This is a genomic window from Schaalia sp. (assembly GCF_050312375.1).
GTDB lineage: Bacteria > Actinomycetota > Actinomycetes > Actinomycetales > Actinomycetaceae > Pauljensenia > Pauljensenia hyovaginalis.
Genome location: NZ_JBNOYB010000027.1, coordinates 1 through 25,550, shown reverse-complemented (window position 1 = coordinate 25,550; position 25,550 = coordinate 1). Strand labels below are relative to the sequence as shown.

General features: G+C 67.9%; 23 protein-coding genes. 17 read left to right on the top strand and 6 right to left on the bottom strand.

What is annotated here, in order from left to right; translation table 11 throughout:
- Nucleotides 1–290: 290 nt before the first annotated feature.
- From ACQY7V_RS02090 to ACQY7V_RS02015, 16 genes are all read left to right on the top strand, one after another.
- On the top strand, nucleotides 291–2,723 hold the full coding sequence (locus tag ACQY7V_RS02090; RefSeq protein ID WP_428638667.1) for an HAD-IIA family hydrolase: 2,433 nt from the start codon (nucleotides 291–293) through the stop codon (nucleotides 2,721–2,723).
- Entirely contained in the window at nucleotides 2,720–2,896 is a 177-nt protein-coding gene (locus ACQY7V_RS02085; RefSeq protein WP_154477770.1) for a hypothetical protein, read from the top strand. The genes ACQY7V_RS02090 and ACQY7V_RS02085 overlap by 4 nt, the downstream gene beginning before the upstream one ends.
- Nucleotides 2,893–3,729: a TlyA family RNA methyltransferase gene (locus ACQY7V_RS02080; RefSeq protein WP_320785412.1), complete on the top strand. Its 837-nt coding sequence runs from the start codon at nucleotides 2,893–2,895 to the stop codon at nucleotides 3,727–3,729. Before ACQY7V_RS02085 ends, ACQY7V_RS02080 begins: the two co-directional genes overlap by 4 nt.
- Nucleotides 3,726–4,574: an NAD kinase gene (locus tag ACQY7V_RS02075; RefSeq protein WP_154477766.1), complete on the top strand. Its 849-nt coding sequence runs from the start codon at nucleotides 3,726–3,728 to the stop codon at nucleotides 4,572–4,574. The genes ACQY7V_RS02080 and ACQY7V_RS02075 overlap by 4 nt, the downstream gene beginning before the upstream one ends.
- Nucleotides 4,571–6,241 carry a DNA repair protein RecN gene (gene recN, locus ACQY7V_RS02070; protein ID WP_303843343.1) on the top strand — a complete coding sequence of 557 codons (1,671 nt, stop codon included), beginning with the start codon at nucleotides 4,571–4,573 and terminating at the stop codon, nucleotides 6,239–6,241. Before ACQY7V_RS02075 ends, recN begins: the two co-directional genes overlap by 4 nt.
- Nucleotides 6,238–7,419, top strand: a complete 1,182-nt coding sequence (steA, locus tag ACQY7V_RS02065; RefSeq protein ID WP_154477762.1) for a putative cytokinetic ring protein SteA — start codon at nucleotides 6,238–6,240, stop codon at nucleotides 7,417–7,419. Before recN ends, steA begins: the two co-directional genes overlap by 4 nt.
- Before the next feature lie 10 nt (nucleotides 7,420–7,429).
- On the top strand, nucleotides 7,430–8,341 hold the full coding sequence (locus ACQY7V_RS02060; RefSeq protein ID WP_154477760.1) for a copper transporter: 912 nt from the start codon (nucleotides 7,430–7,432) through the stop codon (nucleotides 8,339–8,341).
- 106 nt (nucleotides 8,342–8,447) lie between these two features.
- Nucleotides 8,448–10,148 (top strand): CTP synthase, encoded by a 1,701-nt coding sequence (locus ACQY7V_RS02055; protein WP_229770362.1) that lies wholly within the window; start codon nucleotides 8,448–8,450, stop codon nucleotides 10,146–10,148.
- On the top strand, nucleotides 10,145–10,795 hold the full coding sequence (locus tag ACQY7V_RS02050) for an NUDIX domain-containing protein (RefSeq protein WP_154477756.1): 651 nt from the start codon (nucleotides 10,145–10,147) through the stop codon (nucleotides 10,793–10,795). The genes ACQY7V_RS02055 and ACQY7V_RS02050 overlap by 4 nt, the downstream gene beginning before the upstream one ends.
- An 87-nt stretch (nucleotides 10,796–10,882) precedes the next feature.
- Entirely contained in the window at nucleotides 10,883–11,611 is a 729-nt protein-coding gene (locus ACQY7V_RS02045) for a helix-turn-helix transcriptional regulator (RefSeq protein ID WP_154477754.1), read from the top strand.
- 15 nt (nucleotides 11,612–11,626) lie between these two features.
- Nucleotides 11,627–13,075, top strand: coding sequence for a Fe-S cluster assembly protein SufB (gene sufB, locus ACQY7V_RS02040; protein ID WP_154477752.1), 1,449 nt, complete (start codon nucleotides 11,627–11,629; stop codon nucleotides 13,073–13,075).
- Nucleotide 13,076: 1 nt separating this feature from the next.
- Entirely contained in the window at nucleotides 13,077–14,255 is a 1,179-nt protein-coding gene (gene sufD / locus ACQY7V_RS02035) for a Fe-S cluster assembly protein SufD (protein WP_303773200.1), read from the top strand.
- 52 nt (nucleotides 14,256–14,307) lie between these two features.
- Complete coding sequence (sufC, locus tag ACQY7V_RS02030; protein ID WP_154477748.1) at nucleotides 14,308–15,057, top strand: Fe-S cluster assembly ATPase SufC; 750 nt, start codon at nucleotides 14,308–14,310, stop codon at nucleotides 15,055–15,057.
- A gap of 14 nt (nucleotides 15,058–15,071) precedes the next feature.
- Nucleotides 15,072–16,361: a SufS family cysteine desulfurase gene (locus ACQY7V_RS02025; protein WP_428638669.1), complete on the top strand. Its 1,290-nt coding sequence runs from the start codon at nucleotides 15,072–15,074 to the stop codon at nucleotides 16,359–16,361.
- A complete protein-coding gene (gene sufU, locus ACQY7V_RS02020; protein WP_154477940.1) occupies nucleotides 16,361–16,828 on the top strand; it encodes a Fe-S cluster assembly sulfur transfer protein SufU in 468 nt (155 codons plus the stop codon). Before ACQY7V_RS02025 ends, sufU begins: the two co-directional genes overlap by 1 nt.
- Nucleotides 16,825–17,241 (top strand): metal-sulfur cluster assembly factor, encoded by a 417-nt coding sequence (locus tag ACQY7V_RS02015; protein WP_154477746.1) that lies wholly within the window; start codon nucleotides 16,825–16,827, stop codon nucleotides 17,239–17,241. Before sufU ends, ACQY7V_RS02015 begins: the two co-directional genes overlap by 4 nt.
- Before the next feature lie 83 nt (nucleotides 17,242–17,324).
- On the opposite strand, the gene ACQY7V_RS02010 is transcribed toward ACQY7V_RS02015, so the two are convergent.
- The 4 genes from ACQY7V_RS02010 to ACQY7V_RS01995 all read right to left on the bottom strand — a co-directional run bounded on the left by ACQY7V_RS02010 (nucleotide 17,325) and on the right by ACQY7V_RS01995 (nucleotide 22,039).
- Nucleotides 17,325–19,070 (bottom strand): AMP-binding protein, encoded by a 1,746-nt coding sequence (locus tag ACQY7V_RS02010; protein ID WP_235360858.1) that lies wholly within the window; start codon nucleotides 19,068–19,070, stop codon nucleotides 17,325–17,327.
- A gap of 85 nt (nucleotides 19,071–19,155) precedes the next feature.
- Nucleotides 19,156–20,049 carry a KPN_02809 family neutral zinc metallopeptidase gene (gene ypfJ / locus ACQY7V_RS02005; RefSeq protein ID WP_235360859.1) on the bottom strand — a complete coding sequence of 298 codons (894 nt, stop codon included), beginning with the start codon at nucleotides 20,047–20,049 and terminating at the stop codon, nucleotides 19,156–19,158.
- Entirely contained in the window at nucleotides 20,046–21,359 is a 1,314-nt protein-coding gene (tgt, locus tag ACQY7V_RS02000) for a tRNA guanosine(34) transglycosylase Tgt (protein WP_303772192.1), read from the bottom strand. Before tgt ends, ypfJ begins: the two co-directional genes overlap by 4 nt.
- Entirely contained in the window at nucleotides 21,356–22,039 is a 684-nt protein-coding gene (locus tag ACQY7V_RS01995; protein WP_154477737.1) for a queuosine precursor transporter, read from the bottom strand. Before ACQY7V_RS01995 ends, tgt begins: the two co-directional genes overlap by 4 nt.
- A 104-nt stretch (nucleotides 22,040–22,143) precedes the next feature.
- Here ACQY7V_RS01995 and ACQY7V_RS01990 point away from each other — a divergent pair, with 104 nt between their 5' ends.
- A complete protein-coding gene (locus ACQY7V_RS01990) occupies nucleotides 22,144–23,754 on the top strand; it encodes an ABC-F family ATP-binding cassette domain-containing protein (RefSeq protein WP_303777850.1) in 1,611 nt (536 codons plus the stop codon).
- A gap of 72 nt (nucleotides 23,755–23,826) precedes the next feature.
- Here the strand turns inward: ACQY7V_RS01990 and ACQY7V_RS01985 are convergent, their stop codons facing one another.
- A complete protein-coding gene (locus ACQY7V_RS01985; protein WP_428638659.1) occupies nucleotides 23,827–24,597 on the bottom strand; it encodes an amino acid ABC transporter ATP-binding protein in 771 nt (256 codons plus the stop codon).
- A complete protein-coding gene (locus ACQY7V_RS01980; protein ID WP_154477735.1) occupies nucleotides 24,594–25,502 on the bottom strand; it encodes an amino acid ABC transporter permease in 909 nt (302 codons plus the stop codon). Before ACQY7V_RS01980 ends, ACQY7V_RS01985 begins: the two co-directional genes overlap by 4 nt.
- Nucleotides 25,503–25,550 lie beyond the last annotated feature (48 nt).

Here is a 25,550-nt window from a genome sequence, read left to right as displayed (position 1 = left end):
GCGCAAACAGGCAACCAAGCACACACACGCGAACAGACCCACACGCAAGCAAACACGCCAACACGGCGAAACATCCGCCGCAGGCGTAGGGCAAAGACACGCCACGCAATGACGCACCGCACGCATGCAGGCGAACACGCGGCAAACCAGACCACACACAGCGAGCGAACGTGGACCACCGCACAAAGATGACGCAGTCCCCTGAAGCTCGACGGCTTTCTCGTTAGACTGGTGTGGAATCGAGATCCGCAGACGGACGTTCCGCTGCGTGCAGAACAGTACAAGCGCCGATGAGCGCGAGAATAGAGGAATTCACCATGGCGTACGAAGAACGAGGACGATCCAACGACGGTCGTGGCGGATTCCAGCGCAGGCCCAATTGGCGCGATGACGACGGCGGCCGCAGGCCGGGCGGCCGGGGCTTCGAGCGTCGCGATGAGCGCGGCAATGATCGCGGTGAGCGTTCCTTCGATCGTGGTGAGCGCCGTGAAGGCGGTTACCGGGACCGCCGTGAGGGCGGGTTCCGGGACGGCGGCCGGGGCCGGGGCTTCGAGCGCCGTGACGAGCGCGGCGGCCGCGGCGGGGACCGGCGCGACTTCCGCAAGGGCGAGGGGCAGAGCCGATTCTCGAAGGGCAGGGGAGACGATCGTTTCTCCGCTCGTGCTCCGCAAGGGCGGAATGACCGCTCCCGCTCGCGAGACGCGGAGTACCAGAACTTCTCCTCGACGGAGGAGTACATCTCCCCGGATCCGAACGAACCGCGCATCCCGGCCGGCGTATCGGCAGAAGAACTCGATGCCCAGGCGCTTCGCGGCCTCGCCACGCTTTCGGGCCCCAATAAGGACATCGTCGCGCGTCACCTCGTGATGGCGGGTCAGCTCATCGACTTGGACCCCGAGGAGGCCTACAAGCACGCAGCCGCAGCGGCAAAGCGCGCCGGGCGCGTCGACGTCGTGCGCGAGGCAGCCGCCCTGACCGCCTACGCGTCGGGCCGCTATGAAGAAGCCCTGAGGGAGGTCCGCGCAGTCCGCCGCATGCGCGGCGACGACTCGCTGCGCGCCGTCGAAGCCGATGCCGAGCGCGGCCTCGGCCACCCCGAGAAGGCCGTCGAGATCATCGACAAGACGAGCACGGAGGGCATGGAGCTCTCCGAGCAGGTCGAGCTCGTCCTCGTCTCCTCGGGCGCGCGGGCGGACCTCGGAGAGCACGAAGTCGGCCTTCTCATCGTCGATGATGCGCTGGCGGTCCTCCCCGAAGACAGCGATCCCTACCTCGTGCGCCGCCTCATGGAGGTCAAGATCGACCGCCTGCGCGAACTCGGCCGAGACAGCGAAGCCGACGAAGTCGAGGCCTGCCTGCCCGAAGAGCTCGAAGACCCCGAGATCGTGGATCTTTCCCTCTTCGCGGACGCCGATGTGGACAACAAGCGGACTGCACTGCGCGCGATGGAGACCGCGCTCGTCGAAGCCTTCGACACGGTCCTCCTCGATCTCGACGGGACGGCGTGGAACGGCGATCGTACGATCGCACACGCATCGGAATCGGTTGACGCCGTGCGTGAAGCGGGCATGAAGACCGTGTTCGTCACCAACAACGCGATGCGGACGCCCGCGCAGGTCGCGCAGAAGCTCCGATCGATGGGATTCGCCGCCGAACCCGAAATGGTGATGACCTCGGCGATGGACATCATCGCGATCATGAAGGAGACCCTCGAAGAGGGCGCCAAGGTCTTCGTCATCGGCGGCGCGGGTCTTCGCGAGGCGCTCGAGGATGCGGGGTACGTGATCGTCGACTCCGCGGATGACGAGCCCGCAGCCGTCGTCCAGGGGCTCGATACCGCGGTCGACTGGACGCTCCTGTCCGAGGGCGCATTCGCGATTCAGCGCGGTGCCGAGTTCTACGCCACGAACCTCGACGCCACGCTCCCGCAGGAACGGGGCTTCGCCCTCGGCAATGGATCCCTCGTGCGCGCGATCGAACACGCGACCCGTAAGCGCCCGCGCGCCGGGGGGAAGCCGGAACCCGGTATCTACCTCCGCGCCGCGGCGCTCGTCGACGGGGAGAAGCCGATCGCGGTCGGCGACCGGCTGGAGACGGACATCTCCGGAGCCGTATCCGCTTCAATGCCCGCGATGCACGTGCTCACCGGCGTCCACGGCGCCCGCGACGTGATCCGCGCGCCGCGCGGACAGCGACCGAGCTTCCTCGCACTCGACATGCGCGGACTCCTCGAAGCGCACCCCCGGGCCAAGCATCATCGCGACGGTACCTGGACCTGCGGCGATTCGCAGGTCGTCAAGGTCACGCGCTGGGGCGCGCTGACGGTCGACGACGTCGAACTTGATGAGAACACGCCCCGCACGGTCACGCTCGACACCTACCGCGCCCTCGCCGCAGCCGGCTGGGACTACGCGGATGAGAAGGGCAACGCCGTGCGCTGCCCCGCGATCGCCGTGGTCGAGAACGGCGATCCGGCCGGCCTCATCGAAGCGCCTGAGCCCCTCGAGGCCCCCGAAGCAGCCGAGACGGACGGCGGCTTCGACGCGGCCGACGAAGATCTCGGTCTCCTCGCGGACGAGCTGGACGAGGCCGTCGAGACGCCGGCCTTCCTCCCCGGTGAGGAAGAGCTCGAGCGCCTTCTCGCTGAAACCGCGGACCTCGACGCCGAAGACCGTGAGGATGACGAGAGCACGGACGGGGCCGACGAGGACAGCGCCGAATGAACCCGGCCGCTCCGGGGCCGAGAGGGGCGTCGCCCGCGGGCGAGGGGATCGAAGCGGAAGTCGAGTCGATCCTCATCGCTTGCGAGGACGCTCGACTCGATGACCGGATCGAGGCTCTCGCGCGCGTCGACGAACGCCTTCGAGCCTGCCTGGACTCCGAGGCGGCGAAGTGAAGCTGCGGAGGATCGATTCCGAACTCGTGCGACGCGGCCTCGTGAAGTCGAGGACGCACGCGCAGGAGCTCATCGCCGCCGGCCGCGTCAGGCTCGACGGCGAGGTCATCCTCAAGCCAGCGCGTCAGATGAACCCCGCGCAAGCCGTGGTGATCACGGGATGCGATGAAGTCGAGTACGTGTCCCGCGGCGCCCACAAGCTCGCAGGAGCCCTCGACGCCCTCGGCGAGGCGGGACCGAAGGTCGCCGGGCGCAGATGCCTCGATGCGGGCGCCTCAACGGGCGGCTTCACCGATGTCCTCCTGCGCCGAGGAGCGGCATCGGTCGTCGCCGTCGATGTCGGCTACGGACAGCTCGCATGGAGCCTCCAGTCCGACCCGAGGGTCGAAGTCCGCGACCGGACGAACGTGCGCACCCTCAAAGCCGGGGACATCGAACCGGCTCCGGAGCTCGTCGTCGGGGACATGTCCTTCATCTCCCTTCAACTCGTCATCCCCGCCCTCGTCGATGCGGCCGCCGAGGACGCGGACTTCCTCCTCATGGTGAAGCCGCAGTTCGAGATCGGCAAGGAACGGCTCGGCCACGGCGGAGTCGTGAGGAACCCGGCGCATCACGTGGAAACGGTTGAAGCAGTCGCGGGTTGCGCGATCCGCACAGGCCTCGACATCGTCGCGGTCGAGGCCTCGCCCCTGCCCGGCCCCTCCGGCAATGTCGAGTACTTCTTGTACATGCGCGCCTCCCATCCCGTTCCGATCGCCCACGAGGACCTGCATTCGCGTATCGTCGAAGCGGTGGAACGCGGTCCCGCCGGATCGGGGAAGGAAGAGAAATGATCGCCACGGTGATGCTCGTACGGCACGTTCACCGTCCCGATGCGCTCACCGCCGCCGAGGTGATGGCGAGCGAACTGCGCGCTCTCGGCATCGACGTCCGCCACGAGGATCCGGATGCGGAAGCGGACTTCGTCCTCGCGATGGGCGGGGACGGCACCATCCTCGCGGCCGCCCATCACGCACACCTGCGCAATGCTCCGCTCCTGGGAGTCAACGTCGGCCACATGGGATTCCTCGCCGAGGCGACCGGCCAGGACCTCGCGCTCATCGCGCGCAGGATTGCGAGCGAGGACTTCCACATCGAAGAGCGCATGACCCTCGACGTGCAGGTCCGCGAACCCGACGGGACCATCCGGAAGGATTGGGCGCTCAATGAGGCGGTGGTCGTTCACACCGACGTCGCCCACCCGGTGCACATCGCCCTCGCCGTCGACGGGCAGGACGTTTCGACCTATGGCGCCGACGGCATGATCATCGCGACGCCGACCGGCTCGACCGCCTACTCCTTCTCCGCGGGCGGCCCCGTGGTCTGGCCCGATGCAGAGGCGGTCGTGCTCGCTCCTCTGGCCGCGCACGGCCTGTTCACACGGCCCCTCGTTCTCGGGCCGTCGGCGCTTCTCGAAGTGGCGGTGCTCGAGGAGAACTGGACGGACCCGGAGATGTGGTGCGACGGACTGAGAAGGACCCCGCTCCCGGCGGGTTCGCTCGTCTCGACCCGGGTCGGCGCGCGCCCCGTGCGCCTCGTGCGCCTCGACGAGACCCCTTTCTCCGCGCGACTCGTCGAAAGGCTCAGCCTTCCGGTCCGCGGGTGGCGCTCCCGCCATCCACGAACGGGGCTCCGATGATCACGAGGATCGAGATCTCAGGGATCGGCGTCATCGACCGCGCCGAGCTCGACTTCGGAGAGGGGCTGACCGTCCTCACGGGTGAAACCGGAGCGGGCAAGACGATGATCCTCACATCGGTCGACCTCCTCCTGGGCGGCCGTGCGGATCCCGGCCTCGTCAGGACCGGCCACGAGAGCGCGCAGGTCGACGGCTTCTTCACCGTCGATCCCGCCCAGGCGCAGATCGCGCAGGACGAGGGCGGACTCGTCGAAGACGGCGAGCTCATCGTCTCCCGGACGGTGCCGGCGCAGGGCCGTTCCCGTGCGAGGCTCGGCGGCAGGCCCGTGCCCGCCTCGAGCCTGACGCGCGCCATCGCCCCGCTCATCACCGTGCACGGGCAAGCCGATCAGATCCGGCTCACCAGCCCGAATGCCCAACGCGCGCTCCTCGACTCCTCAGGAGACGCCCGCCATCGCGCCCTCATGGCCGAATACGCCGAACACTGGCGCGCGGCCGTCGCCCTCAAGAAGGAACTCGATGAGGCCCTCGCCGATTCCTCGACCCGCAGTGCACAGATCGATGAGCTCTCGAAGGCGCTGGAACTCATCGACGCGCTCGATATCCACGAGGGCGAAGACGAAGAGCTGAGGATCGAGGCCCGGCGCCTGATGAGCGTCGAAGACCTCGGCCGCCTGGTCGAAGCCGCCCGCAGCGCGATTCAAGGCGCGGATGAGGAGCCGGGGGCGGCCCGGCTCCTCCGCGAGTCGCTCGATCGCCTCGAAGACGCGAAGCGGATGGACGAAGCGCTCGAGGAGACCGCTGCGCGCCTGCGCTCGATCGTCATCGATGCGGAGACGCTCGCCGATGACCTCGCCGACTACGCGCGCGCCCTCGATGCCGATCCCGCACGCCTGTCCCAGGTGATGTCCCGCCGCCACGCCCTGAAGAGCCTTCTCGAAGGACGCGCCTCGGATGCGACGGGGCTCCTGGAATGGGCCGAAGGAGCGCGCGAGCGATTGGCCCGGCTGGTCGATCCCGACAAGGACCCCGAGATGATCCGCGAGCGGCTGTCGGACGCCCAGTCTCGGGTCATCGAGGTCGGCGAGAGACTGACGACGAGCCGCAAGCGCCTCGCGAGCCGCCTCGCCGACGCCGTCGGCGTCGAACTCCGGGCGCTCGCGATGAAGGACGCGGCCCTGGAAATCCTCGTCGCGCCCTCGAAACCGAACTCCCACGGCCTCGACGAGGTGACGATCCTCCTGCGCCCGCACCCGAGCGCGAACGCCCGCCCGCTCGGTCAAGGCGCATCGGGAGGCGAGCTCTCGAGGATCATGCTCGCCCTCGAAGTGGTCCTCGGCGAGGGCGACGAAGCGACGACCTTCATCTTCGACGAAGTCGATGCGGGCATCGGCGGACGCACCGCGACGGAAGTCGGCGCGCGCCTCGCGGCCCTGGCGAAGAACCGCCAAGTCCTCGTCGTCACCCACCTGCCCCAAGTCGCGGTCTTCGCCTCGACGCACCTCGTCGTGAGCAAGCAGGAGGGGACGACGCGAGTGATCAAGGTCGAAGGGGCCGAGCGCGAGGCCGAATTGACGCGCATGATGGGTGGAGATCCTCACTCCCCGGCGGCACGCCGACACGCCATCGAGGTCCTGACCTCGGCCGTGCCACAATCGAAGGGATGATGGACGAACTCAACGCACCCGGCGCCTCAGGCGCGGATCTTCGCTCTCGCGCGCGCGTCGACGGCAGGATCAGGACCCTTGTGACGCGCCTCGAAGCGGGCGAGATCGCGGTCATCGATCAACTCGACCTCGATCGCGCCTCGGCGCACGCGCTCGTGTCCGCACGCCCCAGCGCCGTATTGAATGCGGCCCCCTCAACCTCCGGCAGGCATCAAGTCCTCGGCCCGAAGATCCTGCTCGATGCCGGGATCCCCGTCATCGATGACCTCGGACCCGACATCATGTCGGTGCGCGAGGGCCAGACACTCGAGATCCGCGGATCCGAAGTGCGGCGCGACGGCGTCGTCATCGCCTCGGGGCGCAGGCTCGATCCGAGCGACCTCGAACGCGACGAACGGGAACTGCGGCGCACGATCTCCACGCAGATCGGGTCCTTCGCCGCGACGATCGATGAATACCTCGCGCTCGACGGGGCGGTGCTTAGAGGCGAAGGCGTCCCCACCTACTCCGCGCAGATCGCTTCGCGCCCGGTCCTGCTCGTCCTCGACGACGCGCGTGCCGAATCGGATCTCGCGCGCGCCAAGCGCTGGATCGCGGATGCCGCCCCCTACGTCATCGGGGTCGATGCGGGCGCCAACCTCGCGGCGAAATCCGGATGCATGCCGGATCTCGTCGTCGGGGACACAGACCGGATCGACGAGAAGCCGCTGCGCAGGGCGAAGCACCGGGTCGTGCGGCGCGGACACGACGGACTCGCCCCGGGGCGCGAACGCCTCGATCGCATGGGGCTCTCCTGCGCGGAGGTCGAGATGTCGGGGACGAGCGAAGACGCGGCGATCCTCGTCGCCACGCATTCGGGCGCGACCTCGATCGTCGTCGCCGGCGGGCGCCATGACCTCGATGACTTCGTCGACCGCGGCCGATCGGCGATGGCACCGTCCTTCTTCTCCCGGCTCGCCGCCGGTGACGCGCTCATCTCCGCCCGCGCCGTCGCGGCGACGCACCGTCCGAGAATCGGCGGGGGCTGGCTCATCGTGCTGCTCCTCGCCATGCTCGCCTGCCTGGGCGCCGCCCTGTGGTCGACCCCCTGGGGGCACGACCTGTTCACCTCGATCACCACCTGGGCGAATCCTTTCGCCGCCGCCACCGATCCAGGGTCCTGGTCGGGCCTCGTCTGAGGAGTAGTCCATGCTGAATTTCCGCTATCACATCGTCTCGCTCGTCGCCGTCTTCGCCGCCCTCGCGGTCGGGATCGTCCTGGGCGCAGGCCCCTTGCAGGCCCGTATCTCCTCCGCGCTCGCCGGACCGCAGGCCGAAGGGGCCGCCGTCGACGCGGACGCCCTCGCCGCCGCTCAGCGCATTTCGGACGCCGATGCGCAAGCTCTCGCCGAACTCGCGCAGTCGCGCCTCGACGGGGTGCTCGCAGATCTCAAGGTGGCGATGATCGCCCTGCCCGGCGCCTCCGCCGAGGACGTCACAGCGGTCTCGGACGGCCTCGAAAGCGCGGGGGCGCAGGTCGTCGGTCACGCCTCCCTGTCCGAGAACTGGCAGGCGCAGACGATGGCCACCTACCGTGACACCCTCGCCACGCCTTTGGCCTCGCACCTGCCGAACCTTCCCTCGGACGCCACCTCGGATGCGACGATCGCGTACGGGATCGTCGCGGCCCTGACCTCCACGGGCGCTGAAACGGAACTCGTCACGCAGATCCTCACCGACGACTCCACGCCGATCCTCCACCTCGACACCGATCCGAAGGGCGCGGCGCAGGCTCTCGTCGTCGTGGGTGCGCGCGACTCCTCGAAGGGGACGGCCGACGCGCAATCGGCGGCGTCACTCGCCTCCCAGGAAGCCTGGAGCGGCCTCGCACGGGCCCTCACCTCTGCCCCGAAGTCCGGGCTCATCATCGCCGACGCCCATGATTCGACCTCGATGGCCGCGATGCTGCGCGCCACCGGCGCTCAGATCACCTCGATCGACACCCCCGGATCCGCACTCAGCGTCTACGCCGCCGCCATCGCTTTGCGCGACGCCTCGGCGAGTGCTCGAGCCTTCGGCGTCGGGGAGGGCGCGACCCGGGTCATGCCGGAGCTTCCCTGACCTGGGACACGAGTACGCGAGCACGCCCCTCGGACGATCCGCAGGGGCGCGCTCCTTCTTGTTATGATGGAGTCCCATGGTGATGACATCAATGCGCAATTCCACTATGGATCACACAATCCCGGCACACATCTTCGTCACCGGCGGAGTCGTCTCCTCCTTGGGGAAGGGCCTGACGGCGTCGAGCCTGGGCCGCCTCCTGAGGTCGAGGGGCCTATCGGTGGTCATGCAGAAGCTCGATCCGTACATCAACGTGGATCCGGGCACGATGAATCCCTTCCAGCACGGTGAGGTCTTCGTCACCGAGGACGGGGCCGAGACCGATCTCGACATCGGCCACTACGAGCGCTTCCTCGACGTCGCGCTCTCCGGCGATGCGAATGCGACGACGGGCCAGGTCTACTCGAGCGTCATCGCGAAGGAACGCCGCGGCGAGTACCTCGGCGACACCGTCCAGGTGATTCCGCACATCACCGATGAGATCAAGCGCGTCATGCGCTCCCAGGCGACGCCGAACGCCGCCGGCGAGATCCCCGACGTCATCATCACCGAGATCGGCGGCACGGTCGGCGACATCGAGTCCCAGCCCTTCTTGGAGGCCGCCCGTCAGGTCCGCGCCGACCTCGGGCGGGACAAGGTGGCCTTCGTCCACGTCTCCCTGGTCCCCTTCCTCCCGGCCGCCGGCGAGCTCAAGACGAAGCCGACGCAGCATTCGGTGGCGGCGCTGCGCTCCATCGGCATCGCGCCCGACGCCCTCGTCCTGCGGACCGATCGCCCCCTGCCCGAGGGCGTGAAGGGCAAGATCGCCCTCATGTGCGACGTCGACCGGGATGCGGTCATCGAATGCGCCGATGCGAACTCGATCTACGAGGTCCCGCCGACCCTGCACCGCGAGGGCCTGGACGCCTACCTCGTTCAGCGCCTCTCCCTCCCGTTCCGCGACGTCGACTGGACGGAGTGGAACGGCCTCCTCGAGCGCGTCCACTCCCCGAAGTACCGCGTGGAGGTCGCCCTCGTCGGCAAGTACGTCGACCTTCATGACGCCTACCTGTCCGTCTCCGAGGCGATCCGGCACGGAGGATTCGCGAACAACGCGCGCGTCGACATCCGCTGGGTCGCCTCCGACACCTGCGAAACGCCCGAGGGGGCGAGCCGCGAACTCGCAGGGGTCGACGCGATCGTCGTCCCGGGCGGTTTCGGCGTGCGCGGCATCGAGGGCAAGCTCGGCGCCCTGCGCTGGGCGCGCGAGCACGGGGTCCCGACCCTCGGCCTCTGCCTCGGGCTCCAGTGCATGGTGATCGAGGCGGCGCGCAACCTCCTCGGCCTGGCAGGAGCCTCCTCGACCGAAATGGATCCGGACACCCCCGATCCCGTCGTGGCCACGATGGACTCCCAGCGGGGGATCGTGTCCGGCGAGGGGGATCTGGGCGGAACGATGCGCTTGGGCGCCTACGACGCGGTGCTCGCCGAAGGCTCGCTCGTGGCCAGGACCTACGGGACGACGCAGGTCTGCGAACGCCACCGTCATCGCTTCGAGGTGAACAACGCCTACCGGGAGCGCCTCGAATCGGTCGGGCTGCGCATCTCGGGAACATCACCCGACGGCGGCCTCGTCGAATTCGTGGAGCTCGACGAGTCGATCCATCCCTTCTACCTCGCCACGCAGGCCCACCCCGAGTTCAAGTCGCGTCCTACCCGCCCGCATCCGCTGTTCGCCGCGCTCATCGCGGCCGGCCTCGAACGCCATAAGGGCCGTTACTCCTCGCGCGGCGCACAGGCCTTGGCCGAGGGCGGTGACGCGGAATGAGCCTCGAAGAACTCAGCGCGGAGCAGGCGGCGGATCTTCGCGATGCCAAGGAAACGCGCGAAGTGGTCGAGCACCGGGAGCTGTGGCGGGGGAGGATCATCGGTCTGGAAGAGGACCTCGTCCGCCTCTCGCCGGGCTCCGACCCCGTGCTGCGTCAGTACACCGCGCATCCGGGAGCCGTGGCGGTCGTCGCGATGCGAGGCGGGGCGGGCCGTGAGGAGATCCTCCTCGAACGCCAGTACCGCCACCCCGTGGGCGCCCTGCTCTGGGAGATCCCCGCGGGTCTACTCGACATCGACGGCGAGCCTGCGCACCTGGCCGCCGCTCGCGAGCTCGAGGAGGAGGCGGACCTCCTGGCCGGGCGCTGGGACGTCCTCGTCGACTTCTTCACCTCCCCCGGGGGAACGGACGAGTCTTTGAGGATCTTCCTCGCCCGTGAGCTCTCACCCGCGCCCGCGCCCTTCGCGCGCGAAGACGAGGAGGCGGACCTGGTCCTCGCGTGGGTGGCGCTCGACGAGGCCGTGTCCTTCGTCCTCGAAGGGCGGATCCACAATCCCTCCGCGGTCGCGGGCATCCTCGCCGCTCATGCCGCGCGGGCGAGGAAGTGGGAGGGGCTCAGGCCGGTCGATGCGCACTGGTTGCGCTAGACGGGGTGGGATCTCACTCACCATGCAATTTCGTGAAGCGGAACGTGCGTAAAACGGCGTAAACTCTGATCGTTCGAACGTGGAGAGATGATCGGAGGCGCTGTGTCAGACCAACCGGACGCGTGCACCCGTGAACAGGTCCTCGACCTCATCGTCGAAAAGGGTCCGGTGACGGCGAGCGTCATCGCGCGGATCCTCAACCTGACCACGGCCGCGGTACGGCGCCACATCACGATCCTCCTCGACTCCGAGGAGATCGAGGAGCACGAGCCGAGGTCCGCGGGCAAACGCGGAAGGGGGCGTCCCGCGCGCCACTACGTCGCCAGTCGCGGCGCCCACGCTCGCCTTGCCGAAGGCTATTCCGAACTCGCCGTGAAAGCCCTGGGCTATCTCGGGCAGGTCGGCGGGGCGGACGCCGTAGAAGCCTTCGCCGCGGCCCGTTCGCGGGAGATCGAAAGGCGTTACGCTCCGATCGTCCGCGATGCGGGCACGGATCCCAAGATCCGCGCCCAGGCGCTCGCCGACGCCCTGACCCAGGACGGCTACGCCGCCACGGTCAGGGAGATCGGCCCGAACGGTTTCGCCGTGCAGCTCTGCCAGGGGCATTGTCCGATCCAAGAGGTCGCCGACGACTTCCCGCAGCTCTGCGAGGCCGAGACCAGGGCCTTCTCCCGACTCCTCGACGTTCACGTCCAACGCCTGGCCACGCTCGCCGGTGGTGAACACGTGTGCACGACCCACATCCCCGTGGCCGTCCCGGTGATCCACCCGGCGACCCGAGCGGCGCTGCGTTCGCAGTCCCGCTCCCAGAATTGATGAGAGGCTGAAGATATGACCCAGTCACCGCAGGTCCCAGACCTCGATGACCGTCCATTGACCGATGACGAGATCATCGAGTCGATCGGCGCTTACGAGTACGGATGGCGCGACAACGACGACTACTCCAAGGACGCCGAATACGGAATCAACGCGGATGTCGTCCGTTCGATCTCCGCGCACAAGGACGAACCGGAGTGGATGCTCGAGCGCCGCCTCAAGGCGCTCGAGATCTTCGACCGCAAGCCCATGCCGACCTGGGGCCCGGACCTGTCGGGCATCGACTTCGACGCCTTCAAGTACTACGTCAATCCGACGGACCGGCAGGTGAAGGACTGGCAGGACCTCCCCGAGGAGATCCGCACCACCTACGACCGCCTCGGCATCCCCGAGGCCGAGAAGAACCGCCTCGTCGCGGGCGTCGCCGCCCAGTACGAGTCCGAGGTCGTCTACCAGCAGATCCAGGAGGATCTCGAACGCCAGGGCGTCATCTTCCTCGACACGGACACCGGCCTCAAGGAGCATCCGGAGATCTTCCAGGAGTACTTCGGCAAGGCCGTCCCCTCCGGCGACAACAAGTTCTCCGCCCTCAACACCGCCGCATGGTCGGGCGGCTCCTTCGTCTACGTGCCGCCGGGCGTGCACGTCAACATCCCTCTCCAGGCGTACTTCCGCATCAACACCGAGGCCCTCGGCCAGTTCGAGCGGACGCTCATCATCGCCGATGAGGGCTCCTACGTGCACTACGTCGAGGGCTGCACGGCGCCGATCTACGACGAGAACTCCCTCCACTCGGGCGTCATCGAGATCTTCGTGAAGAAGGGCGCGCGCGTGCGCTACACGACCATCCAGAACTGGTCGACGAACGTCCTCAACCTCGTCACGCAGCGCGCGGTCGTCGAAGAGGGCGGCACGATGGAATGGGTCGACGGCAACATGGGCGCCGCGATCACGATGAAGTACCCCGCCTGCTACCTCATGGGCGAGCACGCCCGGGGCGAGACGCTCTCCATCGGCTTCGCAGGCCCGGGCCAGCACCAGGACACGGGCGCCAAGATGGTTCACATGGCGCCGCGCACCTCGTCCTCGATCGTCTCGAAGTCGGTGTCCCGCGGAGGCGGGCGCACCTCCTACCGCGGCCTCGTCCGGGTCAATTCGAGGGCGCGCCATTCCAAGTCGAACGTCCTGTGCGACGCGCTCCTCGTCGACAAGGTCTCGCGGACCGACACCTACCCCTATGTCGATGTGCGCACCGACGACGTCGAGATGGGGCACGAGGCGACCGTTTCGAAGGTCTCCGCGGATCAGCTCTTCTACCTCATGAGTCGCGGTCTCGATGAGAACGAGGCGATGGCGATGATCGTGCGCGGCTTCGTCGAGCCGATCGCGAAGGAGCTCCCCATGGAGTACGCCCTCGAGCTCAACCGCCTCATCGAACTGCAGATGGAAGGATCGGTCGGCTGATATGACGACTGAATACGCAATGGCCACACCGCATTCCCACGGCGCAGTCGGCAAGGGCGGGCACGCCTCCAGGGCCGACCGGCCGACATCCTTCGACCTCGATGCGATCCCCGTTCCGGGCGGGCGCGAGGAGGACTGGCGCTTCACGCCCATGCGCCGGATCGAGAAGCTGTTCGAGACGGGCAACTACGCCGAGGGCGACGCCCCGCTGCGCGTCCAGGCGCCCGAGGGCGTGCTCGTCGAAAGGGTCGACCGCCGGGATCCGCGCCTGGGCACCGTGCTCGCCCCCGGCGACCGCACGGCAGTCGTCGCGTGGAACGCATTCGAGAACTCGACCGTGGTCGCGGTTCCGAAGGGCGCCGTCATCACTGAGCCGATCCGCGTCGAGATCGACGCCGTCGAGGACGTGCGCGCCCAGCATCTGCGGATCGAGGTCGGTGAACTCGCCGAGGCGACCATCATCCTCACCCATCGGGGGAGCGCCGGGGCGGCCCTCAACCAGACCGTGGAGTTCAGTGCGGGAGACGCCTCGAAGGCGACGCTCGTCTCGATCCAGGAATGGGACGACACGACCCTGCACGCCTCGAATCATCGCCTCTCGCTCGGCAAGGACGCGAAGTTCACCCACATCGTCGTCACCTTCGGCGGCGACCTCGTGCGCATCAGCTCCGACACGGACTTCAGGGGCACCGGCGGCGAGCTCACCATGCTCGGCCTCTACTTCGTCGACGCCGGCCAGCATCTCGAGCACCGCGTCTTCGTCGATCACTCCCAGCCGGACTGCTACTCGCGCGTCACCTACAAGGGCGCCCTCCAGGGTCAGGACGCTCACGCGGTCTGGATCGGCGACTGCCTCATCCGCGAGGCGGCCGACGACACGGACACCTACGAGCTCAACCGCAACCTCGTGCTCACCGAGGGCGCGAAGGCCGATTCTGTGCCGAACCTCGAGATCGAGAACGGCGAGATCAAGGGGGCGGGCCACGCCTCGGCGACCGGCCGATTCGACGATGAGCAGCTGTTCTACCTCATGAGCCGCGGCATCTCCGAGGCCGACGCCCGCCGCCTCGTCGTGCGCGGCTTCTTCGCCGAACTCATCAACCAGATCGGCGTCCCCGAGGTGGTCGATCACCTCATGGAGTCCGTCGAAGCCGAACTCGCCAAGTCCCGAACCATCTGAGCCGCGAAGGCCAGCAACGACCACCCGGCTCGAGCCGGAAGCAGGAGGAACAATGTCGACCCTGAAAATCTCGGATCTCCACGTCACCGTCGAAACGGCCGACGGCCCCAAGGAGATCCTCAAGGGCGTGAATCTCACGATCAACTCCGGTGAGGTCCACGCGATCATGGGCCCGAACGGTTCGGGCAAGTCCACGCTGGCCTACGCCCTCGCCGGCCACCCGGAGTACGAGATCACGCAGGGCCAAGCGTGGCTCGACGATCAGCTCATCACGGAGATGAGCGTCGATGAGCGCGCGAAGGCCGGCCTTTTCCTCGCGATGCAGTACCCGGTCGAGGTCGCGGGAGTCTCCGTCTCGAACTTCCTGCGCACGGCGAAAACCGCGATCGACGGTGAAGCGCCCCAGATCCGCCAGTGGGTCAAGGACGTCAAGTCCTCCATGGACAAGCTCCGCATGGATTCCGACTTCGCTGAGCGCGATGTGAACGTCGGCTTCTCCGGCGGTGAGAAGAAGCGCCTCGAAATCCTCCAGATGGAGCTGCTGCGCCCCTCTTTCGCCGTTCTCGATGAGACCGATTCCGGCCTCGACGTCGATGCGCTGCGCATCGTCTCCGAGGGCGTGAACCGCGTTCATGACGAGACCGGTTGCGGCGTCATGCTCATCACGCACTACACGCGGATCCTGCGCTACATCAAGCCCAGTCACGTCCACGTCTTCGTGGCGGGACGCGTCGTCGCCGAGGGCGGGCCCGAGCTCGCCGATCAACTCGAGGACGAGGGCTACGACAAGTACCTCGGGTGAGCGGACTCTTGGGGATGCACACGCACGCCGCCGCCTTCGATGCGCGCGAGCTCGCCGCGATCAGGTCGGACTTCCCGATCCTCGACCGCATCGGCCGGGGCGGGAACCCGATCGCCTACCTCGACGCCTCGGCGACCTCGCAGAAGCCGGCCTCCGTCATCGAGACCGAGGCGGAGTTCTACCGCAGGCGCAACGCCGCCGTTCACAGGGGCACGCATCTCCTGGGCGACGAGTCGACGGCGGCCTTCGAGGACGGGCGCACGGCGCTCGCCGCATTCATCAACGGCCGGCCCGACGAGATCGTCTGGACCAAGAACGCGACCGAGGCGATCAACCTCGTGGCGCTCTCCATCGGGCACGCCTCGGCCGGACGCGGAGGCGCCGCAGCTGAACCCTTGAGGCTCGGCCCGGGCGACCGGATCGTGACGACGAGGGCGGAGCACCACGCCGATCTCGTGCCCTGGCAGGAGCTCTGCGCCAGGACCGGTGCGGAGCTCGCCTGGCTCGACCTCACCCCGGACGGGCGGATCGATCTGGAGACCCTGGGCGTGATCACGGCGAACACGAGGCTCGTCGCCTTCACCCACGCGTCGAATGTGACGGGGGCGATCTCCCCGGTCGCCGAGATCGTCGCGGCGGCCAGGGCGGTCGGCGCTTTCGTCCTCCTCGACACCTGCCAGTCGAGCGCGCACATGCCCATCGACCTCGCCGCCCTCGGCGTCGACTTCGCGGTCATGTCCTCCCACAAGATGCTCGGGCCCACGGGCGCGGGCGCGCTGTGGGGCAGGCGCGAGCTGCTCGAGCTCATGCCGCCGGTGCTCGCCGGAGGCTCGATGATCGAGAACGTCACGATGGAGACGGCGAGCTACATGCCCCCTCCCGAGCGCTTCGAAGCGGGCTCGCAGCCGGTCGCCCAGATCGCGGGGTGGACTCAGGCCCTGCGCTACCTCTCGGACCTGGGCATGGAGCGCGTACGCGCCCACGAGTCCGTTCTCATGGCGCGCATGCTCGAGGGCGTGGCGGACATCGAGGGGGTGCGCCTCCTCGGGCCGGCCGATGACACCGACCGGATCGGCGTCGTCGCCTTCGCCGTCGAGGGCGTGCACCCCCACGATGTCGGGCAGGTCCTCGACGCCGACGATGTGGCGATCCGCGTCGGGCACCACTGCGCGATCCCGCTCCACACCTTCTTCGGCGTGCGCTCATCCGCCCGTGCGTCCGTCGCGCCGATGAATTCGATCGAGGAGATCGATCGCTTCCTCGCGTCGCTGCGACGCGTCCGTTCGTATTTCGGAGGCCAATGATGTCGAGTCTCGATCAGCTCTACCAGCAGGTGATCCTCGATCACGCCCGGGCCAGGCACGGAGCCGGGCCCGTCGAGGACGTCGAGGCGTCCTCCCACCAGGTGAATCCGACCTGCGGCGACGAGGTCACCCTGGGCGTTTCCCTCGATGATCAGGGAAAGATCGCCCGCCTCGTGTGGGACGGCGACGGCTGTTCGATCTCCCAGGCCTCCCTGTCGATGCTCGCCGACCTCGTGGCGGGCGCCTCCCTCGACGAGGTGCGCGCGGGATACGCCGCGATGGAGGAGATGATGCACTCGAGGAACCAGGGAGTCGGTGAGGACGTCCTCGATCTCCTCGGAGACGCGGCGGCCCTCGAGTCCACCTCGCAATTCGCCAACCGCGTGAAGTGCGCGCTGCTCGGTTGGTACGCCCTGCGCGACGCCGTCGCGAAGCTCGGAACCGATATCGCAGGAGAACAGGCATGAGCAATCCCATGGCCCAATCAGAACCGGTCGAACAGCGATTCGGTCAGGCGCCCGATCCAGGGGAGGCCTCGTCGATCAACGGAACGGACGTCGTCGAACGCGGTTCGGTTTCGGGAGGCGACGTCCTCGAGGCCCTCAAGGACGTCATCGATCCGGAACTCGGGATCAACATCGTCGATCTCGGCCTCGTGTACGGCGTGCAGATCGGCGAGGACGACTCCGTGATCCTGGAGATGACCCTCACCTCCGCGGCGTGCCCGCTCACCGATGTCATCGAGCGCCAGGCGCAGATGGTCCTCAGCCCCCTCGTCACCGAGGTGACGATCTCGTGGGTGTGGATGCCGCCGTGGGGGCCGGATCGGATCACACCCGATGGACGAGAGCAGCTCCGCGCGATCGGATTCAACGTCTGAGGCCGACGGCGCGGGCCTGAAGCCGATGGCTGAGGGGGCGGGATCGTGAGATCCCGCCCCCCCTCAGCGCATGCGCCGCCAGCTCATTCGGCCGCGGGCACGTCCGGGATCTCCTCGTCCGCGGCCGGGCGGGGCGAGGACTGCGCCGATCCGGACATGATGAGGTCGCGGACCTTGCGGCGCATCACCTTGCCGAGGGGATTCCTCGGAAGATCGGCGAGGACGGCGATGAGACGGGGGAGGGCGTAGTGGGCGATCCTGCGCTCGGCCCAGAGGCGCACCTGTTCGAGGGTGATCGCTTCGGCGTCCTCCTCGAGGACGAGGGCCGCGACGACCTCCTCCTTCGCGTCGCCCGAGGGGATGCCGACCACGGCGACGTCCTTGACCCCGGGAAGCCCGCGGATCGCCGCTTCGACCTGACTCGGGTAGACGTTGAATCCGCCGGAGAGGATGAGCTCCTTCTTCCGGTCGGTCATGCGGATGAAGCCGTCGTCGAGGATCCCGACATCGCCCGTGCGGAACCAGCCGTCCTCGGTGAAGACCCGCGCGGTCTCCTCGGGCGCATCGAGGTAGCCGTCGAAGACCTGCGGTCCTCGAACGAGGATCTCGCCCGGTTCACCCGCGTCCACATCACGACCGGGATCCTCCAGGTCGACCAGACGGACCCGGGTCGAGGCGAAGGGGAGGCCGAGGACGCCGTGCCGGCGTTGATCCGACAGCGGGGCGCCCATGAGGACGGGCGAGGTCTCCGTGAGGCCGTAGCCCTCGACGATCATCCCGCCCGTGGCCTCCTCCCAGCGTTTCGCCGATTCCGTCGACAGGGGCATCGCCCCGGCGACGGAGTAGCGGATCGAGGTCAGGGGTGTTCCGGTCTGGGCCGCGCGGCGCTCGATGCGTTCGAACATCGGCGGGACGCCGACGAAGAAGGTGACGGGTCTGCGCCGGTGAGAATCGAGGGCGAGGTCGACGTCGAACTTCGGCAGGACGATCTGGGTCGCGGCCTTGCCGACGGCGGCGCAGCAGAAGAAGGTGAGGCCGAAGGCGTGGAAGAAGGGGAGGAGCGACCAGAAGGTCTCGGCGCCCTCATGGAGCTTCCAGACCCAGAAGAGGCACTGATTGACGTTCGCCCCGATGTTCCGGTGGGTGAGGGGCACCGACTTGGGGACGCCGTTCGTCCCTCCGGTGTGGAGGATGACGGCGCGATCCGATCCGCTCGCACCGGGGACCTGCGGATCGACGCGGCCCGCGCGTGCGCAGGCGTCATCGAAGGAGAGGGCCTCCTTGGGGCGGGCCGAGCGCATGTGCGCCTTCGCGGCCCTCGCCTTCGCCAACGGCGCCTTGAGGAGCATGCGCCGGGATGCCGGCATGAGACGCGTGATATCGACGGTGAAGAGCGTGTCGAGCGAGGTCGTGCGGGTCGGATACGCCTGCGCGCACTTCTCCCAGACGACCGCCACCTTCGCGCCGTGGCGCCCGAGCTGCTCGGCGATCTCGGCGGCGGGGGCGAGCGGGTTGTGCTGGGCGACGACCGCGCCGATGCGCATGCAGGCGTAGAAGACGATGAGGGCCTGCGGGGTGTTGGGCAGGGCGACGGCGACGACATCGCCCCTGCGGACGCCGGCCGCGACGAGGACCGCGGCGGCGCGCAGGGACATGTCGAGGAATTCCGCATAGGTGAACTCGCGCCCGAAGTAGTCGATGGCCGTGCGTTCGGGGTAGAAGCGCGCCGCCGTTTCGAGCAGGCTGAAGAGCGAGCCCTCGGGCACGGGGATCTCATAGGGGCAGCCCGCATCGTAGAAGCGCCTGGCTTCAGCCACTACCTCACTCACCGTGAACCTCCATCCGGGTCCGGTGCTGCTGGGCCCATCGTGATTATCATCCTCCTCGAGGAAGGACGTTCCTCTTCCCGTCCCATCAGACGACGGGGGCCGACCAGGTGTCGCAGGTCGCGATCGATCCCTCAGTGAGGCCCTTCATGAGCCACGTCTTGCGCTGCTGCGCGGATCCGTGGGTCCACGTGTCCGCATTGGCCGATCCCTGATACCTCGTCTGGATGCGATCGTCGCCGATGGCCTCGGCGGTCGTGAGGGCGTCATCGATCTCCTGCTCGGTGGGCGCTTGGAGGAAGGGGACGCCCGAGTCCGGGTCGATCGTCGTCGAGGCCCAGTGCATCCACAGGCCCGCGTAGCAATCGGCCTGGAGCTCCGAGCGGACTCCGGCGCCCTGCTCACCGGCCTCCCGCGTGTCGTGCGAGTGGAAGACGCCCTGGAGGTTCTGGATGTGGTGCCCCCATTCGTGCGCGACGACGTACTCCTGCGCGAGGGGGGCGTTGCGCGCGCCGAGCTCGCGCTCCATCTGGGTGAAGAAGCCGAGGTCGAGGTACACGCCGCGGTCGGCGGGGCAGTAGAAGGGGCCCGTGGCCGAGCTCGCCGATCCGCAGCCCGTGCTCACGGAATCCTGGAAGATCTGGAAGCCCGGCATCGCGTAGTCGACCCCGGAGCCCTGGGAGCGCAGCTGCTCGTCCCAGACGGCGTCGAGCGAATCCGCCGTCGTCACCATTCGGCACTCCGTGCGCTCGTTCGCGGCGGCGCCGCTCGTGCAGGAGCTGAGATCGACGCCCGCCGTCGAGGACGAGGGGGCGGGCGCCGCGCCGCCTTGGAGCAGGCCCGTGAGGTCGATGCCGGTGAAATGCGAGATGAGGAGCACTGCGATCACCGTGAGGACCGATCCGCCCCCGATGCCGGCCGCGCGGCGCCCCGAGGTGCGTACACGCGAAGAATCCGAGCGCACCTGTTCATTGAAGCTCATGAGTGGGATCCCTTCGCGCTGTCGTGCGTGTAGCGGCCGAGCATGTCGTCCCGGAAGGCGACGTAGTCCCCATTGTCGATCGATTCGCGGATCGCGTCGACCAAACGGACGGTGAACCATTCGTTGTGGATCGTCGCCAGGGTCGAGGCGAGGATCTCCTTGGCCTTGAAGAGGTGATGGACGTAGGCGGCCGAATAGTGCGTGCAGGTGTAGCAGCCGCATCCTTCGACCAGGGGGGAGAAGTCGCGTTTGAAGCGCGCATTCGTCACATTGAAACGGCCGTCGGGGGAGTAGATCGCGGCGTTGCGCGCGACCCTCGAGGGGTTGACGCAGTCGAAGGTGTCGGCTCCGGCCTCGACTCCGGCGAAGAAGTCCTCCGGTTCGGAGATGCCGAGGAGGTGACGAGGGCGGTCCTCGCCGAGCTCCTCGCTCACCCAGGACAAGATGGTTCCGAGATTCTCCTTCTCGAGGGCCCCTCCGAGGCCGAAGCCGTCGAAGCGCCAGCCGTCCTCGTCCATCGCGGCCATGGTCCGGGCCGCCCGCCTGCGCAGGTCCTCGTATTGGGCGCCTTGGATCACCCCCCAGAGCTGCTGGTACGGCTTGTCGGCGCGCTCCTCGGTCAGGCGCGCATGGGCGCGCAGGCAGCGCCTTGCCCAGGCGTGCGTCCGTTCGAGCGATTCCTCCTGGTACGAGCGCGGGTGGAGCAGGGAGGTGAGCTCGTCGAAGGCGAACATGATGTCGCTGCCGAGCTCGTGCTGGATCCTCATCGACACTTCGGCGGTGAAGCGGTGGCGGGTGCCGTCGATGTGGGAGCGGAAGACGACCCCGTCCTCGTCGACGACCGCCTCGGAGGCCTTGACCGCCTGCATGTGGAGCTTGGGGTCGTTCGGGTCCGCCTTGCCGGAGAACTCCTGGGAGAGGACCTTCTTGAATCCCGCTCCGAGCGAGAGGACTTGGAATCCACCGGAGTCCGTGTAGGTGGGCCCGCGCCAGTTCATGAATGCGCCGAGCCCCCCGGCCTCATCCACGAGGTCTGAGCCGGGCTGGAGGTAGAGGTGGTAGGCGTTCGCGAGGACCGCCTGGGCGCCCAGCTCCGCCACCATCTCCGGGACGAGCGCCTTGACGTTCGCCTTCGTACCGACGGGGATGAAGGCCGGGGTGCGGATGTCGCCGTGAGCGGTGCGGATGACGCCCGTTCGTCCGAGTCCGTAACCGGCGTCCAATCGCGTGCCGAGGTCGAAACCGCGGTCGTCGGCGGTCGGGGGCGCCCAGGGGCGCTGCCCCGGGGCGGCGAGCCAGGGCGCGCTCATGCGGCGAGCACCTCCTGGGGCTCGAGGCCTTCGCGCTTCCTCACGAGGGCGACCGCGCGGTACGTGATCGGGAGGAGAACGACCTCGACGCCGACTTTGTACACGTAGCCGGTGATGACGTAGTTGAGGAAGTCGGGACCGGGGATGACGCCCGCGAAGGCGATCGTGCAGAAGAGCACAGTATCGAAGAGCTCGCCGACCATCGTCGATCCGATGAGGCGCGCCCAGAGACGCTCGGCCCCCCAGCGCTGCCTGATCTTGACGAGGACGAATGAGTTGACGAGCTGGCCGACGAGGTAGCCGATGACGGAGGCGGCGACGATCCGCGGGACGAAACCGAGGACCGCTTCGAATGCCGCCTGATTCTCGTATCCGGGTCCGACGGGGGCGACTTGGACGAGGAGGAAGATGAGGGAGGCGAGGACCGAGGCGATGAAGCCCAGGACGATCACGCGCTTCGCGCGGGCGAATCCGTAGACCTCCGAGAGGACGTCTCCGAGCACGTAGGTGAGCGGGAAGAGGATCGCGCCCCCGTCGAACACGAGGTGGATCGGCCCTGCATCCAGCGCCGTCACTTTCGTCGCGGCGATGTTCGAGATGAGGAGGAACGCGACGAACATGACGGCGATGACGTCGAAGATGCGGGGGGCGCGTTCGCTCGTCCCGGTGGAATCGATCATGAAGGGCCTCGTCTCTCGTGAACTCCCTCCCATTGTGCCTTCACCTGCGCGGAATCGAGCAACCGGATCGGGGTGTATCGGCCCACAACCCTTAGGATCATCGGGTGATCAATGTTTCGGACTTCTCTTTGCGCATCGGCGCCCGCGATCTCGTGCGTCATGCGAACTTCCGCATCGACAAGGGCATGCGGATCGGTCTCGTCGGCCGCAACGGTGCGGGGAAGACCACGACGATGCGGCTCCTCGCCGGTGAGAGGGACAAGGGGGCGGCCGAGCATGAGGGTTCGATCACCTCGAACGGCACCATCGGCTACCTCGCCCAGGACACGCACATCGGGGAGCAGTCGCTGAGCGCGAGGGAGCGCATCATCTCCGTGCGCGGCATCGACGAGATCATCGCGAAGATCCGTAAGGCCGAGCACGAGATGGCTTCGACCGAGGGCGCCCGGCAGGTCAAGGCGATGGAGCGCTACGTGCGCCTCGATCAGCAGTTCACCGCGCAGGGAGGGTGGGCGGCGAACGCCGAGGCCGCTCAGATCGCCCATTCTCTGGGGCTCGAGGACCGCGTCCTCGAGCAGAGCCTGGATACCCTGTCCGGCGGGCAGCGGCGCCGCGTGGAACTCGCCCGCGTGCTCTTCTCCGGCGCGGACGTCCTGCTCCTCGACGAGCCGACGAACCACCTCGACCACGATTCGATCCTGTGGCTGCGGGACTGGATCAAGACCTTCCCCGGCGGGGTCATGATGATCTCCCACGACGTCAAGCTGCTGGGGGAGACCGTCAACCAGGTCTTCTACTTGGATGCGACGCGGGCCGAGATCGACGTGTACCACCTCGGGTGGTCGGCCTACCTCCTCCAGCGCGAGGAGGACGAGAGGCGCCGTCGCAAGGAACGGGCGAACGCCGTGAAGAAGGCCGAGCAGCTGCGCGCCCAGGGCGAGAAGATGCGGGCGAAGGCGACGAAGGCCGTGGCTGCCCAGCAGATGCTGCGCAGGGCGGATGAGCTCCTGGCCCAGGTCGGCGCCGAGGCCGTCCAGGAGAAGGTGGCGCGTCTGCGCTTCCCCGATCCTTCGCCCTCGGGGAGGGTGCCTTTGACGGCGGAGGGCTTGTCGAAGTCTTACGGGTCCCTCGAGGTGTTCACGGGCGTGGATCTTGCGATCGACCGCGGCGCGAAGGTCGTGGTCCTCGGTCTCAACGGCGCGGGCAAGACGACCCTGCTGCGCCTTCTTTCGGGCATCGAGGCGCCGGATACGGGCGAGGTGATCCCCGGTCACGGCCTCAAGCTCGGTTACTACGCGCAGGAGCACGAGACCCTCGATGATGCGGCGAGCGTGCGGGACAACATGGCGCACGCCGCTCCCGAGCTCGATGAGACGCATCTTCGGAACATCCTCGGCCAGTTCCTCTTCTCCGGCGACGACGTCGACAAGCCCGTCTCGGTGCTCTCCGGCGGTGAGAAGACGCGACTCGCGCTTGCGACGCTCGTGGTTTCCGGAGCGAACGTGCTCCTCCTCGATGAGCCGACGAACAACCTCGACCCGGCATCGCGCGAGGAGATCCTCAACGCCCTCGGATCCTACGAGGGCGCGGTCGTCCTGGTCACCCACGATCCGGGTGCGGTGACGGCGCTGCACCCGGACCGCGTGCTCCTCCTGCCCGATGCGGACGAGGACCTGTGGGACGACTCCTACCTCGACCTCGTGACGCTCACCTGAGACCTCGTCCCCTGGTGAATCGAGCCCCCGGACTGTCGTCCGGGGGCTCGTGCGTTCCTTGAGACTCGCAGTTCAGAGCACCTTGGAGAAGAACTCCTTCGTGCGGGTCTCCTTCGGCGCTCCGATCACCTCGGCGGGGGAGCCCGCCTCGACGATGACGCCCTCGTCCATGAAGACGACGGTGTCGGCGACCTCGCGGGCGAAGCCGATCTCGTGGGTGACGACGGCCATCGTCATGCCCGAGGCCGCCAGATCCTTCATCACCTGGAGGACCTCGCCGACGAGTTCGGGGTCGAGGGCGCTGGTCGGCTCGTCGAAGAGCATGATCTCAGGATCCATGGCGAGCGCGCGGGCGATCGCGACGCGCTGCTGCTGACCGCCGGACAACTCCGAGGGGTAGTGGTCGGCGCGGTCGGCCAGCCCCACCCGCTCGAGGAGCTCGAGGGCGCGCTTCTTCGCCGTCGCCTTGTCGACCCCGGCCACGTGCACGGGCGCTTCCATGACGTTCTCGAGCGCGGTCTTGTGGGGGAAGAGGTTGAAGCGCTGGAAGACCATGCCGATCCGTGCGCGCTGGCGGGCGATCGCCTTGTCGGGCAGGTCGTGGAGCCTGCCCTGCGCATCCTCCCGGTAGCCGAGGAGCTCGCCCTCGACGCGCACGCGCCCGGCGCTGATCTCCTCGAGCTGATTGAGGCAGCGCAGGAGGGTCGATTTGCCCGAACCCGAGGGGCCGAGGATCACGCACACCTCGCCGGGGGCGATCGTGAGGTCGATGCCCTTGAGAACGTGAAGATCGCCGAAGAACTTGTGGACGCCTTCGACTTGGACCATCGGTGCATTCGTCATGGGGTCACATCCAGGAATCGCGTGTCGACATCGGGCTGGGCGGAAGTGGACTCCCTGCGATCGAAGCCCTTGCCGAAGTGGCGTTCGATGTGGGACTGGATCCACATGAGGATCGTCGTGATGAAGAGGTACCAGATCGCCGCCGTGAGGAGGAGGGGAAGGGGCTTGAACAGGCTCTGACCCTTGTTCGAGGCGACGTAGGTGAGCTCGAGGGTGTAGGGGATCGCCGAGACGAGCGAGGTCGTCTTGAGCATCGAGATCGTCTCGTTGCCGATCGGCGGGACGATGACGCGCATCGCCTGGGGGAGGATGATCCTGCGGAAGATCATCGAACGCGGCATGCCGAGCGCGGTGGCCGCCTCCCACTGGCCCTTGTCGACCGAGAGCAGGCCTGCGCGGATGATCTCGGCGAGATAGGCGCCCTCATTGAGGCCGAGGCCGAGGAAGGCCATCCAGAAGGGGGTGAAGTAGGCGGCCGTGTCGACGGTGACGAAGGGCGGGGCGAAGGGGATGCCGAGGCTGATCTGCGGATACAGGCTCGGCAGGAGCGACCAGAAGATGAGCTGCGTGTAGATCGGCGTGCCGCGGAAGAACCAGATGTAGGCGGTGGCGACTCCCCGCAGGATCGGGTTCACCGACTGGCGCATGACCGCCATGGTGATCGCGAGGGCGGTGCCCATCGCCATGGCGATGACCGTGAGGAGCAGGGTGTAGGCGACGCCCGAGACGATCGTCTTGGAGAAGAGCCACTGGGCGACGACTCCCCATTGGAAGTTCGGGTTCGTGACGAGCGCACGGGCCATGCCCGCTGCGATGAGGGCGACGATGACGGCGCTCGCCCAGCGCCCCGGTCTCGGGACGGGTTTGGCGTCGATGAGTTCGACGCCGTCTTTGAGATGTGCCATGGTTCTTCTCCTGGGAGCAGCGGGCCGGCACCCGGTGGGGTGCAGATC